The organism is Methylobacillus arboreus, assembly GCF_020532725.1.
Lineage (GTDB): Bacteria > Pseudomonadota > Gammaproteobacteria > Burkholderiales > Methylophilaceae > Methylobacillus > Methylobacillus arboreus.
The window spans coordinates 573,809-591,828 of the sequence record NZ_JAJAVC010000011.1 but is presented as its reverse complement, the minus strand read 5'-3'; the positions used below and the strand labels follow the sequence as shown (position 1 = coordinate 591,828).

Sequence of the window (18,020 nt, the reverse complement as noted above, 5' to 3'; positions counted from 1 at the left end):
ATTACCAGTTGAACTCACGGCGGACACTGACCGAAACCATGTAGCGGTCAAAATCATTGAGATCAATGTTCGATTCATTCCTGATATAGGTCAATTGCGGTTTAATGACCCAATTGTACCCGGGCAGGTAGCGCAAGCCCAGGCTTACGTCCAATTGCCTGTCAATACGATCTTTCAAGAACAGCGGCTCTTGCCCGTCATGGGTTCGGTACTCATACCCCATGGTAGTAAACGCTACCAGTTTTGGCTTCAGCGTCAACTGCCCGCCACTACGAATGCCGTAGAGACGATTGCTGAGAAAATCCCACTGCCTATCCCGAGTCTCTTCCTTGCCCAGGTAGCCGCTGACAAACAGCAGCGGCGTCAGATCGCCATTAAACACGTGCGCCCAGCCACCGCCCGCCACATAACGGTCGGCATCCCGGATTTCGTTATCCGGATATTCCAGGCGCGATACCTGCGCAAAGGCATTGAGCTGGTTTTTGTTGTTGATATCTCGTTGCCATTGGGCATTGATACCATGTGCCCGGCGATAAGTACGGTTGTCCAGACTAAGGTGGGTGCCTTGCGCCGCCAGGGTGAAGGTATCACGGTTTTTACGATAGCTAAGTCCAACATTGGCATCAAGCATGCCAATCTCGAATTCGTCCTCATGATTATTCAAGCGCTGTGAAGCATTGATGCCTGCAAACAAAGTAAGGCGGTTTGCCAGCGGCGTACGAAACGAAACACCTCCAGCCAGGTTCATGTAATTATCGCTGGTCTCACGGGCAGTGCGATCAAGATCAATAATGATCTGCCCGCCGAACAAGGGAACCGCCACTGAAGAAACCCCAGTGGCGCTATTCACATTGGAGTCGTGCCCCACCGTGCCTTCAAGATAAGCCGAGAATGTCGTTGCCAGTCCCTGGGCCTTATCAATCGCACTCATATAGCGATTGATAATCCTGGTCATATCCTCTGGCGGCCGCTGGTTGAGCACGTTCCTGAATTCTGTACGCGCAGCTTCCTGCTCACCGAGCAGGAAATAGGCGCGAGCGATCTGCGCCCTGGCATGGCTATTGTCCGGCTGCACTGCCAGCACGCGCTCCAGGGCAAACACGCCACGCGTGACATGGCCGCTATCAATGGCAGCCAGGCCCAGCAGCATGTCATAGTCAGGGTTGCCCGAGTTTTCAGACTCCACAGGTTCCAGCAAGGCATATGCTGCTGCATAGTCGCGTGCGGCAATCAGGCTGCCTGCCCGGCTCAACAGGGTTCCATCCTCTGCCCATACGGCATTTCCGCTTAATAACAACAAGGCACCCGCCACACCGTGCATGGCGGCTTTGTAAAGCATCGCCTTGCCATTTGTCATGCATTGATCAAACACAATGGAATTCCATCAGGTAAATCAAAGGACTGACACAGGGTTACTCTCCAACAACATCCGCTCCGGCCGGGACAACAAACTTGAAGTTGTTATTGGCCAAGGAGGGATTACGCTCGAACTTGCTGAATTGGATGCTGGTGGTATGCCCGAAGCTGTCGTGCAATTCCATTTTTTGCAGCACATCACCCTTGAAGCCCAGCAACACTTTGTCGAAACCACTTTCTTCCGCCTTGGGCACCGCCTGTACCCACTCTAGTCCGTCATTGCTATGCGCAACCGTGGTCAGTGTGAAATTGCGCTCCGCATCCTGCGCTCCTGCCAGCAATGAAGCCGGGCTGGAACCAATCGCCTTGCTCATCATGCGCACTGTCACCTGGTTGAGTTCGGGATCGTAGAGCCAGACTTTCTCGCCATCGCCCACGATCTGCTGCACATAAGGCTTGTCGTAATCCCACCTGAACTTGCCCGGACGCTGCAACTGCATATTGCCTTGCACTTCCTGCACCTTGTTGCCCTGGGCATCAGTCACCTCCTGGTGGAAATGCGCGCGCATGGCGCTGGTGGACTGGAAGAATGCCTTGAGGGACTCCACGCCGCCCGCCTGCGCAAGCAAAGGCGTCACCAATAATGCTGCTGCCAGAAACTTCATGCTGCCTGTCTTTCGTGCTTATTCATGATGATTGGGGGCGATTACTTCACGGTTACCGTTGCTCTGCATGGCGGAAACAAGCCCGGCGCGCTCCATTTCCTCGATCAGGCGGGCAGCACGGTTATAGCCGATGCGCAACTGGCGTTGTACCGATGAAATCGAGGCACGGCGCGACTTGAGCACGATAGCCACCGCCTCGTCATAGAGCGGGTCAGCCTCTCCGCCACTCTCGCCCAGTTCGCCTGCTTCCCCGCCCTCTTCGCTGCCGCCGGTGAGAATACCCTCGATATAGTTGGGCTCACCCAATTGCTTGAGGTGCTCAACCACCCGATGCACTTCCTGGTCGGAAACAAAAGCGCCATGTACACGCTGCGGGTTGCTGGTACCGGGCGGCTGGTAGAGCATGTCGCCTTGTCCGAGCAAAGCTTCTGCGCCCATCTGGTCAAGAATGGTGCGCGAATCGATCTTGCTCGATACCTGGAACGCGACACGGGTCGGGATATTGGCCTTGATCAGGCCGGTGATCACATCCACGGAAGGACGCTGGGTCGCCACTACGAGGTGAATGCCGCAGGCACGCGCCTTTTGCGCCAGACGCGCAATTGGTTCTTCCACCTTCTTCCCCACCACCATCATGAGGTCAGCCAGCTCGTCAATCACCACCACGATCAATGGCAATTCTTCCAATGGCTCGGGCTCATCCGGGGTCAGGCTGAAAGGATGAGGAATGGAGGTGCCCTCTTTTTCTGCATCGCGAATCTTCTGGTTGTAACCCGCCAGGTTGCGTACGCCCAGCATAGACATGAGCTTGTAGCGGCGCTCCATCTCCGCCACGCTCCAGTTGAGTGCATTGCCCGCTTGGCGCATATCAGTGATCACGGGAGCCAGGAGATGTGGAATCGCGTCATAAACCGACAGTTCCAGCATCTTGGGGTCAATCAGGATCAAGCGCACCTTGCTTGGCTCGGCCTTGTACACCAGGCTCAAGATCATAGCGTTGATCGCCACCGACTTACCTGAACCTGTAGTACCCGCAACCAACACGTGGGGCATTTTGGCAAGATCAGCCACTACCGGCTTGCCGGAAATATCCTTGCCCATGGCAATCGCCAATGGCGACGTCACATCGGCATAAATCTGGGAACCCAGAATTTCCGAAAGATACACAATCTGGCGCTTGGGGTTGGGAATTTCCAGGCCCATATAGACTTTGCCTGGAATAGTCTCTACCACGCGCACACTCACTACGGACAGCGCGCGCGCCAAATCCTTAGAAAGATTGGCCACCTGGCTGCCTTTTACGCCAGCAGCAGGCTCGATTTCATAACGGGTAATCACCGGCCCAGGCAAGGCTGTAACCACCTTGACCTCGATGCCGAAATCCATGAGCTTGCGCTCGATCAGGCGCGAAGTGAATTCAAGCGTCTCGGCAGATTGCACCTCCACCACGCCAGTAGGTTCATCCAACAAGTGCAAAGGCGGCAAGGGCGAATCAGGCAGGGTTTCGAACAAAGGCGTCTGCTTTTCCTTCTGCACCCGCTCGCTTTTCTCGATCTCGAAAGTGGGTGGCACTTCGATCTGCACCGGCTGCCTGTCCTCGGTGCGCTTGCGCTCGCTGTCCACAAACTCATTACGCTTCTGCTCGGCGGCCTTGCCCACCTTGCGGTCTTGGTAATCCTGCCAGCGCTCAATGATGTAGTGGTAACTGAACTCCAACCCGGCACCGAGTTTTTCGGCAATCGCAATCCAGGACCAGCCGGTAAACAGGCTGAAACCCACTGCAAGCGCCAACAAAAGCACCAGGGTCGAACCCGCGAAACCCAGCATGGCTTGCAAGCCGCTATCGATTAATGCACCCAGCATGCCGCCAGCCGCCAGCGGCAACTCTACCGATACCGCATGGAAATGCCCGGCTTCCAGTGCCGCGGAAGACAGCAGCAACATGGCAAAGCCACTCAGGTTAAGCCAGATCATAGGCTTCTGCTCGGCATCCACCGCCTCCAGCCGCAGATAAACCAGCCACATGGCATAAAACGCGAGCACCACCCACAACCAGGCAGAAAAACCGAACAAGTAGAGCAGGATATCGGAAAGCCAGGCACCCAATGCACCGCCGGCATTGTATGTAATGTCGCTATCGCTTGCGCTGTGCGACCACGATGGATCGTCACTGCGATAGGTGAAAAGGATCAGGGCAAGGTAAAGGCCAACCACCACCAGGCCAAGCCACCAGGCCTCCTTGACGATACCAGGAGTGGCTGCAGGCTCTGCTTGACGGCGGCTATTGAGCGGCGTGCTTTTTTTCTGGAAAAACAAGATGATTCGGTACCCGGCACTAAAGTTAAACTGTCCTGATTATATCAGCATCAACCCGGTTTCGGTCTGGCGCTCAACGGCGGTGCCGAGTACAGGATAAAACTTGTCATCTGCAATTTAAATCCAGACTTTACGAGGTGGGGTATTTGCCCCGCCTGGGGCTAAAACATGATCATGCGCGAAACACAAGGCTGACATCTTTAGTTTTCTTCCCTTGCGACAAAAGGGTGTTTTCTGAGTTAATTATTAATGATCGTGCCGCCAAACCCTACCGCCCAGCCATACCGGCCATTCTGCGTGATGCTGACCGAATGAAGTTCACTCGATGTACCACTCTCCTGTTTCAACCAAGTTTTCCCGCCGTTGGTAGTGCTAAGAATCGCTCCACCAAATCCCACCGCCCACCCAATCTGACCATCCGACGTGAAGCTTACAGAGCGAAGTTCATTAGATGTGCCGCTCACCTGTGGCGCCCATATTTTCCCACCATTGGTGGTGGAAAGAATAGTACCGTCAAATCCTACTATCCAGCCATAACGTCCACCGGAGGCAATGCTGACAGCGTAAAGTTCGTTAGGCGTAGCACTCTCCTGCTTTACCCACGTTTGCCCACCATTTGTAGCAGCGAGAATCGTACCGCCAAAGCCCACGGCAAAACCGTTTTGACCATCAGGTGTAAAGCTAACACTATGAAGTTCATTAGATGTGCCGCTCGCCTGTGGCACCCATGTTTGCCCACCATTGGTGGTGGCGAGAATAGTGCCACCAAAACCCACAGCCCAACCTTGCTGACCGTTTGGTGTAAAACTTACTGAGTGAAGTTCGCTTGATGTACCGCTCTCCCGTAACGCCCACGCTTGCTCGCCGTTAGCGCTTGCGGCTATAAGGCATGCTACGGTCAACGCTATGAAAGCCACTGTTGCTTTATAAGGCGATCTGAAGCATTTACTTAGCGTCAATTCCATAGAGCTCACCTATTGCGGTTCACCCTGGAAAATCAAGATCAGACACAATCACAAAACGCATCAATGTTCTGTACCAGCGCACGGGCATTGCCGGCACGGCTGACACGGTCAAATGCAGCTTCTCTTTCCGCTACATTTTCTGCGGGCACATATTGCGAATGATTGAGCCGTGGGATGAAACGAGCAGGAGGCTGAATAGCGCCAACATCTGCTGACGAGGGATGAACGTCCAGTACTAACATAGCAAAAATTCCTTTTCCTTTTGGGAGATTAATCAACATGGCTGGAATTTTGTTCCAGTCATTTAATAGATAGTGCTCTTGTCAGATAGTTCCTACTTTCCATATTCAGGAAACTGGATGATCTTGCGTCAGTTTTATTGACTCTTCCGACAACTGATTAAGCCAGCCTATCATTCATATAAACACAATCAATTTGCACTCCCCTCTAGCGGCGCCTAAACTAGCGAAACTAAGAATTGCAATGATTGTCTGCTACAAGGCTCGGCTGTGAAGCACAGCCGTAAGATATTCGGCATGGATGTGTTCAAGTTGCATTTCACCTCAATAAAGGAGAACAAAATGGTAGATATTGGCATCAGTGAAAAAGACCGCAAGAAAATTGCTGAAGGACTTTCCCGTTTCCTTGCAGATACTTATACGCTATACCTCAAAACCCATTACTTCCATTGGAACGTCACCGGCCCCCAATTCCGCACATTGCACCTGATGTTCGAGGAACAATACAACGAACTGTGGACAGCGGTTGACCAGATTGCCGAGCGCATCCGCTCCCTGGACTTTCCAGCCCCGGGCACCTACAAGGAGTTCAGCAGGTTGACCTCCATTGAGGAAACCGATGGCGTGCCGCATGCAGCGGATATGATTAAGGCACTGGTGGCAGGCCACGAAGCCGTAGTGCGCACTGCGCGCTCTGTCTTCCCAACGGCGGAAAAAGCCGCAGACGAGGCGACTGCCGACCTGTTGACCCAGCGCCTGCAAATCCATGAAAAAACCGCATGGATGTTGCGCAGCTTGCTGGAAAAACCCTAACATTCTGAACTTTTGAAACATTGCATCTAGGAGTACTCACCGTATGGCAACAAAACATGCCCGCCTGCTGATTCTGGGTTCCGGCCCGGCAGGTTATTCTGCCGCTGTCTATGCAGCGCGCGCCAACCTCAAGCCCGTGCTGATTACCGGCATTGCCCAGGGTGGACAGCTCATGACCACCACCGAGGTGGACAACTGGCCTGCGGATGCCGATGGCGTTCAAGGCCCGGAGCTGATGGCGCGCTTTCAGAAGCATGCCGAACGCTTCAACACGGAAATCATCTTCGATCACATCCATACCACCAAGCTTGCCGAAAAGCCCATCCGCTTGATCGGCGATGCCGGTGAGTACACCTGTGATGCCTTGATTATTGCCACCGGCGCTTCGGCCAAGTACCTGGGCCTACCGTCTGAAGAAGCTTTTGCCGGCAAGGGCGTTTCTGCCTGTGCCACCTGCGATGGCTTTTTCTATCGCAACCAGGAAGTTGCCGTGATCGGCGGCGGCAATACAGCCGTCGAAGAGGCGCTTTACCTGGCCAATATTGCCAGCAAGGTCACCCTGGTGCATCGCCGTGACAAGTTCAAGGCCGAAGCCATCTTGGTAGACAAGCTTATGGAGCGCGTTAAGGAAGGCCGCATCGTGCTGGAAACCTTCCATACGCTGGATGAGGTATTGGGCGATGATTCCGGTGTTACCGGCGTTCGCCTCAAGGAAATCGACAATGGCGCGACCAAGGAAATTACACTGAAGGGTGTGTTCATTGCCATCGGCCACAAGCCCAACACTGACATTTTTGAAGGCCAGTTGGACATGGAAGGCGGCTACATCATCACCAAGGCCGGACGTGAAGGCAACTTCACCGCCACCAGCGTGCCAGGCGTGTTTGCCGCCGGTGATGTGCAGGACCATATTTACCGCCAGGCAGTGACCAGCGCCGGCACCGGCTGCATGGCCGCGCTGGACGCTGAGCGTTACCTGGATAAGCTGTCGTAAGCAACATCCCGCAGGGCCTCCCTGCGGGCTCACTTCCGCTGGCAGTACAAGCATATGGCAGATCAAGACGACAAGGATGATGAAAGCAGGCTGTTCCTTGATGCAGTGAAGGATGTCCGCCCGCTCAAGTCGTCCCGCCTGCACCACAAGCCCCCTACTCCCAAACCCATTCCCCGGCAATTCCTGCGCGATGAACGCCAGGCCTTGGTCGACTCGCTGAGCGACGGTTACATCCCTGCCCATGAACTGGAAAGCGGCGAAGAGCTGCTATATCTGCGAGATGGGCACTCCCCCGACATCCTAAGCAAGCTGCGGCGCGGCCACTGGGTGGTGCAAGCCGTCATTGACCTGCATGGCATGGTCAGCGATGAAGCCAGGGTTTATGTCGCCGAATTTCTTGCCAGTTGCAAGAAACGCGGCATCCGCTGCGTGCGCATCATCCATGGAAAAGGCCTGAGCTCACGCAACCGCGAGCCTGTGCTCAAGCACAAGCTGCGCAACTGGCTCATGCAGAAAGATGAAGTCATCGCCTACGCCCAGGCACGCCCACAGGACGGTGGCAGCGGCGCAGTCATCGTGCTGCTCAAGGCATGATCCCAGCTAGTCACAGATACAAAAAAGCCCGGATTCAACCGGGCCTTTTTATGAACGACGCTTTATGCTTTAAATCTGGTACTTCTGGATTAGGCAAACTGCCTGAGCCGCAATTCCCTCACCCCGGCCGGTAAAGCCGAGCTTCTCTGTCGTTGTCGCCTTAACGTTGACAGAGTCGAAAGGAATACCGCAATCATCGGCAATGTTCCTGCACATCCCACTGATATGCGGTGCCATCTTCGGTGCTTCAGCCATGATGGTCGCGTCAATATTCACAATGCTGTAATGCCTGGCCTTGAGCAGGTCGACCACATGGCGCAATAGCACACGGGAATCCGCCCCCTTGAAGCGCTCATCGGTATCAGGAAAATGCTTGCCGATATCACCAAGCGCAGCCGCGCCCAGCAAGGCATCGCTCACCGCATGCAGCAATACGTCGGCATCCGAATGGCCCTTTAGCCCCTTGTCAAACGGAATATCCACCCCGCCAATAATACAGGGCCGGCCTTCCACCAACTGATGTACGTCAAACCCGTTTCCTACTCTGATCATGGTATTTTCTGCTCCCTGGCGTCTGCAAGCAGGATGGCTTGTGCAAGCTGCAAATCCTGCGGATAAGTAATTTTAAGGTTCCTGAGTTCGCCCGGCACCAGTTTGGGACTAAACCCGAGCGCCTCGACCGCCTGCGCTTCATCGGTCGGCGCGCCACCGGACTGCTGCAACGCTTGCTTGAGCAATTGATAACGGAACATCTGCGGCGTCTGTGCCTGCCACAGGCCATCGCGTGGCTCCGTGCTGGCTACACGTTGCGCAGCATCGGCCCGCTTGAGCGTGTCGGCAAGCGGGATAGCTAGCAAGCCGCCAACGGCGTCATCCTGCAAAGCATCCAGCAAACGCTCCAGCATGGCATGGCTCAAACCTGGACGCGCCGCATCGTGTACCAATATCCAGTCATCGGGCTCCACCTGGCCCGCAATTGCTTCCAGGCCGTTGAGCACCGTAGCCGCTCTTGTTGCGCCGCCCAGCCAATGCACAAAAACCTTTGCGCCGAAATCAACGCTATATTGCGCCCACAAGTCATCATCCGGGCTGATCACCACATGCACGGCACTGATGCGTGACGCAGCAGCAAACAGGGATAAGGCATGGTGGACCAGCGGCTTGCCGAGTAATGGCAGATATTGCTTGGGCAATTCAGACCCCATGCGGCTGCCAGTGCCCGCGGCTGGGATCAGGACATGGAATTTCGACATGGGCGGGATTCTAGCACGGGCAGGCACTGGCGCTGCACCACCTTACTGGCAGTGCACAGGTTCCGGGCGCAACAACAGCCAGATTGCCACCGTCGCCATGGTAATGGTCACTCCCCACTTGGCCCAGAGCGGCGCAGGGGAAAACCAGAGCCCGGTCGCGCTGCACGACATCATGAATACCGCAAGATATTTGGCCTTGCGCGAAACCGCGCCACGCTCGCGCCAATCACGAATATGATGGCCATATTTGGGATGGTTGAGCAGGTAATGTTCCAGCTGCGGCCAGCCATGTCCGCCCGCCCATGCTGCCAGCAGTACAAAAGGCACAGTGGGCATGATGGGCAGAAAAGCGCCTATCACGCCCAAAATAAGCGCAATCACCGCCAACAAGCGCCATAAAAGAATCTGGGTTTGCCTGAGCATAATTCACCTGACATCAATAACACCTGTGAAGATAGCACGGCTGCATCTGTGTCGCCCAGCCCATCACTGCCCAATTTCAACATGCCTAATCAAAGCTGATCATCACGTTAGCTCCTGAAACTCAGCAATATCCTTCCCAGGCATCCGTAATCTCTTATAATCCTTTGTAACTTTAAGTTACAAGTGCATGACGACCAATGGCAAAACAAAAACAAACCAAGCAAGAACCTCTTGAAAAAACCCTGTGGAAAGCCGCCGACAAGCTGCGCAAAAACATTGATGCCGCAGAATACAAACATGTCGTGCTCGGCCTGATCTTCCTCAAGTATATTTCCGATGCGTTTGAAGAACACCACGCCAAACTGCTGGCGGGCGAAGGCGAATTTGCAGGCGCCGACCCGGAAGACAAGGACGAATACGCTGCCGAAAATATCTTCTTTGTGCCGCCATCGGCCCGCTGGAGCTTCCTGAGCAGCCACGCCAAGCAACCCACCATCGGCAAAACCGTGGATGACGCCATGGATGCCATCGAGCGTGAAAATACCTCGCTCAAGGGCGTACTACCCAAAGTCTTTGCCCGCGACAATCTCGACCCCAACAGCCTGGGCCAGCTTATAGACCTCATCAGCAACATCGCCCTTGGCGAAGCCAAGGCCCGCAGCGCCGATGTATTGGGCCATGTGTTCGAATACTTTTTAGGTGAATTTGCGCTGGCTGAAGGCAAGCAAGGCGGGCAGTTCTATACGCCGCGCTCTGTGGTTGAGTTGCTGGTAGAAATGCTGGAACCCTACCAAGGCCGCGTGTTTGACCCCTGCTGCGGCTCAGGCGGCATGTTTGTGCAGTCTGAGAAGTTTGTAAAAGATCACCAGGGCAGAATTGATGACATTTCTATCTACGGGCAGGAGAGCAACCAGACCACCTGGCGGCTGGCCAAGATGAACCTGGCGATTCGCGGTATTGAAGCCAGCCAGGTCAAATGGAACAACGAAGGCTCGTTTTTGAATGACGCCCATAAAGACCTCAAAGCCGATTACATCATCGCCAACCCGCCATTCAACGTGAGTGATTGGAGTGGTGAACTGCTGCGTAATGATGGCCGCTGGCAATACGGCGTGCCGCCCGCGGGCAATGCCAACTTTGCGTGGTTGCAACACTTTGTTTATCACCTGGCGCCCAATGGCAGGGCCGGCGTGGTGCTGGCTAAAGGCGCGCTCACCAGCAAAACCAGTGGTGAAGGCGAGATCCGCAAAGCACTGATTGAACAAGGCAACGTCATTGATTGCATCGTCAACCTGCCCGCCAAGCTGTTCCTCAATACGCAAATCCCCGCCGCTTTATGGTTTATGAACCGTGGACGTAACAAGGACAATTTGCGCAAAAATGAAATCCTGTTTATTGATGCACGCAACCTCGGCCACCTGATCAACCGCCGCACTAAACAACTGAGTGCGGAAGACATTAACAAAGTAACTGAAACCTATCATGCCTGGCGCACTGGCGAAGGCAACTACGAAGATATTGCAGGCTTCTGCGCATCGGTATCTTTAGAGCGGGTGAAAGAACTCGATTACGTACTTACTCCAGGCCGCTATGTCGGCCTGCCGGATGATGAAGATGACTTTAACTTTGCTGAGCGCTTTAACGCCCTGAAAGCAGAGTTTGAAGCGCAGTTGATTGAGGAAGAAAAACTGAATAAAGCGATTCTGGAGAGTTTAGCGAGAATAAAACTATGATTGATACTTGCCTCTCACAGTCACGCTTTATTACATTTTTTGATGAGTGCGGAGACCACTCACTGACAAAAATTGATAAGGACTTCCCGCTATTTCTACTATGCACAGTGATTGTCGAAAGAGACACCTATGCCCGGCAGGTCATTCCTTCATTGGCAGAATTCAAACTTCGCTACTTCGCACATGAAGGCATCAACCTGCATAGCCGTGAAATTCGCAAGGCAGAAGGCCCTTTCAGCATTCTGCAAAACGCCAGTGTGCGTCAGAGTTTCCTTGCAGAGCTGAGCAAGCTAATGGCTGCGCTACCCTTTACCCTATTTATTACCACCATCCATAAAAATGCCTACGCAGCACGTTATGGCAGAGAAGCAAGAAACCCTTACGATGTAGCACTTGAGTATAGTTTTGAGCGGATACTGCATTTTATGGAAGCTCAACAGGAAAATCAGCTACCCGTCATTGCTGAAGCACGAGGCCAACAAGAAGATGACGCCCTCAGAGCCAGCTTTCACAAACTGATGACTCAAGGCACCTATTACAACAGCGCGGAACGCTTTCAGAAACTCATCTGCCCGATTAGCTTCCGGCGCAAACAAGATAACATCAGCGGTATCCAGGTGGCCGATCTATGCGCACACCCCACGGCTCGCCACCTACTCAAGCCAGACATAGCCAATCAGGCATTCGATATTGTGAGGCCACATATCTATACATCAGGCAATATCAATGGACTCAAGGTACACCCCAAATGAAAACGGACGCTTCCAGTTTCCCAGAAAACGTCCGCCGACCGGGCATTCCCAATCCATATAGTTACTATAACAAACAATTGGTTGTAAATAAACAAGCATGAAAAATAATCAAGGACTTTGCGAAGGTGAAGCTGTGAGTGAGTGGCAAGAAGTTTCATTAGATTCAGTTGCTCAAATAAACCCAACGGAATCATTACCAAAGGGTACTGTAGCTAAAAAAATTGCTATGGACGCCTTGCAACCATTTACAAAAAGACCTTCTACTTTTGAAGTCGAACCCTATAACGGTGGAATGAAATTCAAAAATGGCGACACGATTATTGCTCGTATCACGCCTTGTTTAGAAAATGGAAAAACTGCATACATAGATTTACTTGATGAAAATGAAGTTGCCTTTGGCTCAACAGAATATATAGTTTTGCGTGAAAAACTAGGTGTAACTGATAAGCAATTTTTATATTACTTTTCTATTTCACCAATTTTCAGAGATGTTGCAATTGCATCAATGACAGGTAGTTCAGGAAGGCAAAGAGTTCAAACTGATGTTGTTAAACAGCATGTTTTTGAAATGCCATCATTAAAAGAACAAAAAGCCATCTCCTCAGCCCTCAGCAGTTTGGATGACAAAATCGACCTGCTCCACCGTCAAAACGCTACCATGGAACGCATGGCCGAAACCCTGTTTAGGCAGTGGTTTGTAGAAGAAGTACAGGAGAGTTGGGAGGAAAAGCGAATTGGTGATTTGGTTAAAGTAATTGATAACCGAGGGAAAACGCCACCTTACACCGATATTCCTAGCGCTCACCCTTTAATTGAAGTGAATGCTCTAACTGGTAACAATCGATTGGTAGATTATTCGGTGATCAGAAAGTTTGTTGATGAACAAACTTTTAAAACTTGGTTTAGAGGCCACCCAAAGAAATATGACAGCTTACTTTCAACTGTTGGCAGTATCGGGGAAATTTCAATGTTTCTTGTTGAAAGAGGTAGCATTGCACAAAATGTCATTGCGCTTAGCGCAGTAAATATTTGTCCAATTTATCTTTTTGAGGCACTGAAAAACATTAGAGATGAAATAAAAGAATTAGATATTGGCTCAGTACAACCTAGTATAAAAGTACCTCATCTTCTATCTCTGAAAATTAAAATCCCATCTAAAGATAAATTAGATAATTTTTCTATGATTATCAAAAGCCAGCTTGAGAAGATGGTAATTAACTATCATCAAACCCTAACCCTAGAAAAATTCCGCGACAACTTTCTCCCCAAGCTGATGAGCGGTGAAGTAAGAGTAATTTAATCGAGGAATATACTGATGTTAAAGAATAGATTTGTCGTTTTTGGTTTGTTTTTCTTCATTCTTATGACATTAAATTACTATTTCACTAAATCATTATTGCCAAGCCCTGATACCAAAAATCTTTGGTTTTACTCTGGGTTATTTATGATGGTATTTTCAATACTATTCATTGACCCATACTATTCTTCTCCAAAAAATGTAATAACAAACACCATTCCATTAGCTTTGACGCTTATAGCAATCAAAGACGTATTTATTGATCTAAAACTATGGTGGGTTTCATTTGGTGTTGTTCTGACCTTACTAATTGTAGCCCTTGTTGCATTAGTATTAAACAATGAAACCAAGAGTGAAAATCATATACAAAATCGCATTTCAATTTTGCTGAAAAATAGCGTGGTATTATTTGGTCAAGGGAGGGTTTTATATTCTTTGGTATTTATTGCATCTTTACTAAGCTACTACTCAATCCAGAACAACTACACGATAACGTTATTTTTCTTTTGGTGTGGAATTTTGCTAATAAACCCAAAAGCATTAACGAATACGTTTAGCTTGAAAAGTAAAAGGCTATCTAATAATGCTATTGGCGAAGTCTTTAGCATTCAATCTAAACAGCTTTTATTAGCGAAAGTCTTTAAAGATAAAACTGATGTTAATAAATTTGATGTTGTTGAATTTAAATACTCAACTCAAGATGATAACACGGTTTCTGTTGGTTTCGTTTTTGATACGCATTTCCTTAATAATGAAAAATGGATAAAAGTACTTAAGCTTAAGAATGATATTCAACAAAACTCATCGTTAAATCCAAACATTATTTACAAGATCAGCAATTTAGTGAATCAACACACAGACTTAGCTATTGATAAATTTGTAGGTATCGTCACTGACGGTTCTAATATAGGGAATATTAAATTTGAGTATTCCAAAAAAGATGAAGACTTAGAAGAAGGTCAATTGTTGGAAGTAATGGTTGGCAGTAAAACCATTTACTATCAAGTAGTAGAAGGCATTACAGCAATTGAGCATCTAGAATCTAAAAATGAAAGTGGCTTCACTTGTGGAGAGGCTATACAACTTGGTGAATGGCAGAACAATGATTTGAGTTTTAAGAAATATGGTTGGGTGCCAAATATAAACACGCCAATATTTTTAGCAAAAACGAACTTTGCAGTTAATCAATACGCTTATCCTGAATATAAACTGGGAGTCATCCCCGGCACAAATTTACCATCAGTTATCAATTTACATGATGCTGTCAGTCACCACATGGCTTTGCTTGGAGTTACAGGCTCAGGGAAGTCATTTTTGGCGAGAGAAATAATAGGTCAACTTCAAACGGATACTAAAGTAATTTGTGTTGATTTTAATAACGAATTTGTCACAACATTAAATCCATCACCATTACCTATCATAAATTCTGTAATCGCAACTCAAATCGCTAATCACATTGATTGGATAAATAATGATCTAGATAAATTTTCTAATCAACAAGACAAGCCCCAAATAGCAACTCGACAGGCTCAGATTAAAACATTAATCAAAACTGAAGTAGATGCATTTTTAGATGATGCACAATCTATGGTTAAAGTTTTTGAGTTACCAGATGTAAGCAACACCACAGGAATTCTTGATTACACTAAATATTTCTTTAAAGTGGTTTTCGAAGTAGCAAAAGAGCGTCTTTTAGCTGGTAATCCAGCGAGAATTTGCATTGTGATTGAGGAGGCTCATACTGTAATACCAGAGTGGAACTTTGCAGGCAGTTTTGACAAAACATCTCAAAGTTTAGTTAATAGCATAAGTCAGGTAGCACTTCAAGGCAGAAAATATGGTGTTGGGTTTATGATTATTGCGCAAAGAACTGCAAATGTTTCTAAGACCATACTAACTCAATGTAATACAGTAATTTGTTTTAAAGCGTTCGATGATACGAGTTTTACATTTGTTGGAAATCATATAGGTAAAGAGTTAGTACAGACTTTACCGAGACTTAAACAATTTCATGCTGTCGTTACTGGGAAAGCGGTTAAATCGAACTTGCCAATGATTGTGGACTTAAAGCGGTAACTCGTACTGGCAAAACTAATGAGCGATGAAGTAAGGATAAAAGATGTCTGAAGAAAATCTGTCTCAGCAATTTCAAGTCCATTATTACTTTGATGACGAAAGTCACTCAATGAATGCATTTGTCAGAAATCGAGCTGAGAAAGATTTGCTAGAGGCAGTAAAAAGAATTTTAGAGTTATCAGATGTAACCGCTGAAATTGAAACTGAAGCGTTTAATGAGGGAGGTTTAATTGAAACATTAAACCTAATTATTCCGAGTCTAAGCGCAGTCGCAATTTTCTTGTCACCTGCTATCAATGAGATTCTTAAACACCATTTCACAAAAAATAAAACAGATGACGTAATCAAAGAGGAAACCTTAAAAGGTTTGCAACTCGACAATTCTCTAAAAGAGCTTGATTATGAAACTAAGTTTGCTAAAGCGTTAGAAGATAAGCTGGTTAAAAAGCATGTTTCAAATTATTACTCAAGAATTATCGGTTATGAAAAAGTAGAAAAGATTGGCTTTAAAAACTTGAGCATAAAGACAGACGAGATTGTTATACCTCGGAGCCGATTTAAAGATTTTATTTTAGTAGATGACAAAACAGTTACTGAAGATGACGATGCCGAGATTGAGATTATTTCCCCAGTTTTAAAAGAAGGCACATTTAACTGGCGCGGTTCATATAAAGAACAAAGGATTGACTTTAGTATGGGGGATGCAAGGTTTAAGAACGAAGTCATCAATGGACAGCATCAGTTCGCTAACGGTTTTGTAATGAGTTGCTTATTACAGGTCACTACAACTTTCGATGAGTTTGGTGATGAAAAACGTAGAAGTTATTCAGTACGAAAGGTTTATGCAATAAAAGAGAGTGGTTCAACAAATTACACTCTGAGACCGTTAGGGTTTAAGAAAAAAGAAGGAAAAGACCAACGGCCATTATTTGATGATGGAGAATAAAAATGATTAAAAAAAATTGGCTAGAGCAGAATAGGTTTTATTATCAAATTGATGGCGCAAAACTACATAGTATTTTCTACTTTATCCTAGTGTGGAACATTTATGAAAAAGAGCTGTGTGGCAGGGATGGCAAGATAAGACGGCATCCAAAATATCATTCAGAAAAATATGACCAGAAAGTAAACCAAAGTCTTTTAGATAGTGTATTTAATTACTTTAAAAATCGATACGTTTTAAATGGGCAGCCGACTTATCACTTTGGTACTTTTGAGTTTAATTCAGAGCCAATTAAAAGTAAGGTGTATGGTTGCTTATCAAGTGCAGATCCATCAAATGAAGAAAAGTTAAAAGCTCTGTTATTTATAGCTTTTAGGCTTATAAATAATTTATTTCACGGTGAAAAACAAGTTGAAAAACTGTATGAACAAAATGAAAATTTCAGACAGATAAATATGCTTTTAATGAATTTGATTGATACTGAAAAGCAATTATCACGAAACCAAGTGTTGAATGAACTGACTACCGTTTCTCAAAAGTTGGGAATGGGGTACTAAAGTGAAAGCGTGTAAAAGGACTATCAATGAATAACCAACAAATTCAGGCTACCAATTTCATTTTATATACAGCCCCTAGTGGTGATGTTCAGTTAAATGTTGCATTGCGTGGTGAAACTGTTTGGTTGACACAAAAAGCAATGGCAGATTTGTTCGCGGTGGGTGTGCCCGCCATCAATAAGCACCTTAAAAACATTTTTGAGACCAATGAGTTGGTTGAAGATTCAGTTATTTCCATTTTGGAAACAACTGCCGCAGACGGCAAAAATTATAAGACCCAGTATTACAATCTTGATGCGATTATCTCCGTAGGCTATAGGGTAAACTCACGTGAAGCCACACAATTCCGCATTTGGGCAACTCGAACACTTAAAGAATATATCATCAAAGGCTTTGTGTTGGATGATGAGCGCCTCAAACAAGGTTCACAAGTATTTGGTAAAGATTATTTTGATGAGCTACTTGAACGTATTAGGGAAATACGTGCCAGCGAGAGAAGGTTCTATCAAAAAATCACAGATATTTATGCATTAAAACGCGCCGTTAACTAAAGAGTTTTTTGCCACGGTGCAAAACAAATTGCACTGGGCGATTACGGGCAAAACTTCAGCTGAGATTATTTATCAGTCTGTGGATGCTTCAAAGCCTAAGATGGGCTTAATGACTTTTAAGAATGCGCCAAACGGCAAGGTGTTAAAAAGTGATGTGGCCGTCGCAAAAAATTATCTATCTGAGCAACACATACGTGAATTAGGGCGGATCGTTTCAGCCTACTTAGACTTGGCAGAAAATCGTGCAGAGCGCCAGATTGTGATGAAGATGGCTGATTGGATTACCTTTTTAAACGGATTTCTTGAGCTGTCAAACTATCCAATTTTTCAAGATGCGGGGAAAGTAAGTGCGGAAATGGCGAAGCTTAAAGCAGAAAAGGCTTATGAATTTTTTAGAGTTGAGCAAGATAAACAATTTGTGTCTGATTTTGATAAAACGGTAAAAGCGCTTAAGAAGCCAAGCAAATCAAAAAAACAAGAACCGAAAGAATAG

The 18,020-nt window shown here is 47.9% G+C and carries 19 protein-coding genes; 11 read left to right on the top strand and 8 right to left on the bottom strand.

Going from position 1 to position 18,020, the window contains the following annotated elements:
* Position 1: 1 nt before the first annotated feature.
* The 5 genes from LG198_RS13795 to LG198_RS13775 all read right to left on the bottom strand — a co-directional run bounded on the left by LG198_RS13795 (position 2) and on the right by LG198_RS13775 (position 5,583).
* Positions 2 to 1,339, bottom strand: coding sequence for a surface lipoprotein assembly modifier (locus tag LG198_RS13795; protein ID WP_230343756.1), 1,338 nt, complete (start codon positions 1,337 to 1,339; stop codon positions 2 to 4).
* A gap of 73 nt (positions 1,340 to 1,412) precedes the next feature.
* Positions 1,413 to 2,021: an outer membrane lipoprotein chaperone LolA gene (lolA, locus tag LG198_RS13790; protein ID WP_230343755.1), complete on the bottom strand. Its 609-nt coding sequence runs from the start codon at positions 2,019 to 2,021 to the stop codon at positions 1,413 to 1,415.
* 18 nt (positions 2,022 to 2,039) lie between these two features.
* A complete protein-coding gene (locus LG198_RS13785; RefSeq protein WP_230343754.1) occupies positions 2,040 to 4,337 on the bottom strand; it encodes a DNA translocase FtsK in 2,298 nt (765 codons plus the stop codon).
* Between the two features lie 239 nt (positions 4,338 to 4,576).
* On the bottom strand, positions 4,577 to 5,302 hold the full coding sequence (locus tag LG198_RS13780; protein ID WP_230343753.1) for a YCF48-related protein: 726 nt from the start codon (positions 5,300 to 5,302) through the stop codon (positions 4,577 to 4,579).
* Between the two features lie 38 nt (positions 5,303 to 5,340).
* A complete protein-coding gene (locus LG198_RS13775; protein ID WP_230343752.1) occupies positions 5,341 to 5,583 on the bottom strand; it encodes a hypothetical protein in 243 nt (80 codons plus the stop codon).
* A gap of 300 nt (positions 5,584 to 5,883) precedes the next feature.
* Here LG198_RS13775 and LG198_RS13770 point away from each other — a divergent pair, with 300 nt between their 5' ends.
* The 3 genes from LG198_RS13770 to LG198_RS13760 are packed head-to-tail and all read left to right on the top strand — an operon-like array spanning position 5,884 to position 7,942.
* Entirely contained in the window at positions 5,884 to 6,354 is a 471-nt protein-coding gene (locus LG198_RS13770; protein ID WP_230343751.1) for a Dps family protein, read from the top strand.
* A 43-nt stretch (positions 6,355 to 6,397) separates the two neighbouring features.
* Positions 6,398 to 7,348, top strand: a complete 951-nt coding sequence (gene trxB / locus LG198_RS13765; RefSeq protein ID WP_230343750.1) for a thioredoxin-disulfide reductase — start codon at positions 6,398 to 6,400, stop codon at positions 7,346 to 7,348.
* A 54-nt stretch (positions 7,349 to 7,402) separates the two neighbouring features.
* A complete protein-coding gene (locus LG198_RS13760; RefSeq protein WP_230343749.1) occupies positions 7,403 to 7,942 on the top strand; it encodes a Smr/MutS family protein in 540 nt (179 codons plus the stop codon).
* 69 nt (positions 7,943 to 8,011) lie between these two features.
* Here LG198_RS13760 and ispF read toward each other — a convergent pair whose 3' ends face one another.
* From ispF to LG198_RS13745, 3 genes are read right to left on the bottom strand one after another with little or no spacing between them, the layout of a single operon-like run.
* A complete protein-coding gene (gene ispF, locus LG198_RS13755) occupies positions 8,012 to 8,494 on the bottom strand; it encodes a 2-C-methyl-D-erythritol 2,4-cyclodiphosphate synthase (protein WP_230343748.1) in 483 nt (160 codons plus the stop codon).
* Positions 8,491 to 9,195 (bottom strand): 2-C-methyl-D-erythritol 4-phosphate cytidylyltransferase, encoded by a 705-nt coding sequence (gene ispD / locus LG198_RS13750; protein WP_230343747.1) that lies wholly within the window; start codon positions 9,193 to 9,195, stop codon positions 8,491 to 8,493. The genes ispF and ispD overlap by 4 nt, the downstream gene beginning before the upstream one ends.
* A gap of 42 nt (positions 9,196 to 9,237) precedes the next feature.
* The gene (locus LG198_RS13745; RefSeq protein WP_230343746.1) at positions 9,238 to 9,618 is read right to left on the bottom strand and encodes a YbaN family protein; all 381 of its coding nucleotides are present in this window, start codon (positions 9,616 to 9,618) and stop codon (positions 9,238 to 9,240) included.
* A gap of 197 nt (positions 9,619 to 9,815) precedes the next feature.
* Between LG198_RS13745 and LG198_RS13740 the strand changes: the two genes are divergently transcribed.
* The 8 genes from LG198_RS13740 (at position 9,816) to rhuM (ending at position 18,020) form a co-directional block, all read left to right on the top strand.
* Entirely contained in the window at positions 9,816 to 11,351 is a 1,536-nt protein-coding gene (locus tag LG198_RS13740) for a type I restriction-modification system subunit M (protein WP_230343745.1), read from the top strand.
* Positions 11,348 to 12,103: a DUF3800 domain-containing protein gene (locus tag LG198_RS13735; protein ID WP_230343744.1), complete on the top strand. Its 756-nt coding sequence runs from the start codon at positions 11,348 to 11,350 to the stop codon at positions 12,101 to 12,103. Before LG198_RS13740 ends, LG198_RS13735 begins: the two co-directional genes overlap by 4 nt.
* 97 nt (positions 12,104 to 12,200) lie before the next feature.
* Positions 12,201 to 13,403, top strand: coding sequence for a restriction endonuclease subunit S (locus tag LG198_RS13730; RefSeq protein ID WP_230343743.1), 1,203 nt, complete (start codon positions 12,201 to 12,203; stop codon positions 13,401 to 13,403).
* Between the two features lie 15 nt (positions 13,404 to 13,418).
* A complete protein-coding gene (locus tag LG198_RS13725; protein WP_230343742.1) occupies positions 13,419 to 15,476 on the top strand; it encodes an ATP-binding protein in 2,058 nt (685 codons plus the stop codon).
* A gap of 43 nt (positions 15,477 to 15,519) precedes the next feature.
* Complete coding sequence (locus LG198_RS13720; RefSeq protein WP_230343741.1) at positions 15,520 to 16,422, top strand: hypothetical protein; 903 nt, start codon at positions 15,520 to 15,522, stop codon at positions 16,420 to 16,422.
* A 2-nt stretch (positions 16,423 to 16,424) separates the two neighbouring features.
* Entirely contained in the window at positions 16,425 to 16,976 is a 552-nt protein-coding gene (locus LG198_RS13715; RefSeq protein WP_230343740.1) for a hypothetical protein, read from the top strand.
* Positions 16,977 to 17,002: 26 nt separating this feature from the next.
* Positions 17,003 to 17,527, top strand: coding sequence for a virulence RhuM family protein (locus tag LG198_RS14355; RefSeq protein ID WP_268866873.1), 525 nt, complete (start codon positions 17,003 to 17,005; stop codon positions 17,525 to 17,527).
* A 28-nt stretch (positions 17,528 to 17,555) separates the two neighbouring features.
* A complete protein-coding gene (gene rhuM, locus LG198_RS14350; RefSeq protein WP_268866872.1) occupies positions 17,556 to 18,020 on the top strand; it encodes a RhuM family protein in 465 nt (154 codons plus the stop codon).

What these genes read in the sequence shown, in the direction of transcription:
- LG198_RS13780 (WP_230343753.1), bottom strand. Translation starts at nt 5,302, where the DNA reads ATGGAATTGACGCTAAGTAAATGCTTCAGATCGCCTTATAAAGCAACA.
- LG198_RS13770 (WP_230343751.1), top strand. Translation starts at nt 5,884, where the DNA reads ATGGTAGATATTGGCATCAGTGAAAAAGACCGCAAGAAAATTGCTGAA.
- LG198_RS13735 (WP_230343744.1), top strand. Translation starts at nt 11,348, where the DNA reads ATGATTGATACTTGCCTCTCACAGTCACGCTTTATTACATTTTTTGAT.
- ispF (WP_230343748.1), bottom strand. Translation starts at nt 8,494, where the DNA reads ATGATCAGAGTAGGAAACGGGTTTGACGTACATCAGTTGGTGGAAGGC.
- LG198_RS13720 (WP_230343741.1), top strand. Translation starts at nt 15,520, where the DNA reads ATGTCTGAAGAAAATCTGTCTCAGCAATTTCAAGTCCATTATTACTTT.
- ispD (WP_230343747.1), bottom strand. Translation starts at nt 9,195, where the DNA reads ATGTCGAAATTCCATGTCCTGATCCCAGCCGCGGGCACTGGCAGCCGC.
- LG198_RS13715 (WP_230343740.1), top strand. Translation starts at nt 16,425, where the DNA reads ATGATTAAAAAAAATTGGCTAGAGCAGAATAGGTTTTATTATCAAATT.
- LG198_RS13775 (WP_230343752.1), bottom strand. Translation starts at nt 5,583, where the DNA reads ATGTTGATTAATCTCCCAAAAGGAAAAGGAATTTTTGCTATGTTAGTA.
- trxB (WP_230343750.1), top strand. Translation starts at nt 6,398, where the DNA reads ATGGCAACAAAACATGCCCGCCTGCTGATTCTGGGTTCCGGCCCGGCA.
- LG198_RS13795 (WP_230343756.1), bottom strand. Translation starts at nt 1,339, where the DNA reads ATGCTTTACAAAGCCGCCATGCACGGTGTGGCGGGTGCCTTGTTGTTA.
- LG198_RS13725 (WP_230343742.1), top strand. Translation starts at nt 13,419, where the DNA reads ATGTTAAAGAATAGATTTGTCGTTTTTGGTTTGTTTTTCTTCATTCTT.
- LG198_RS13745 (WP_230343746.1), bottom strand. Translation starts at nt 9,618, where the DNA reads ATGCTCAGGCAAACCCAGATTCTTTTATGGCGCTTGTTGGCGGTGATT.
- LG198_RS13740 (WP_230343745.1), top strand. Translation starts at nt 9,816, where the DNA reads ATGGCAAAACAAAAACAAACCAAGCAAGAACCTCTTGAAAAAACCCTG.
- LG198_RS14355 (WP_268866873.1), top strand. Translation starts at nt 17,003, where the DNA reads ATGAATAACCAACAAATTCAGGCTACCAATTTCATTTTATATACAGCC.
- LG198_RS13760 (WP_230343749.1), top strand. Translation starts at nt 7,403, where the DNA reads ATGGCAGATCAAGACGACAAGGATGATGAAAGCAGGCTGTTCCTTGAT.
- lolA (WP_230343755.1), bottom strand. Translation starts at nt 2,021, where the DNA reads ATGAAGTTTCTGGCAGCAGCATTATTGGTGACGCCTTTGCTTGCGCAG.
- LG198_RS13730 (WP_230343743.1), top strand. Translation starts at nt 12,201, where the DNA reads ATGAAAAATAATCAAGGACTTTGCGAAGGTGAAGCTGTGAGTGAGTGG.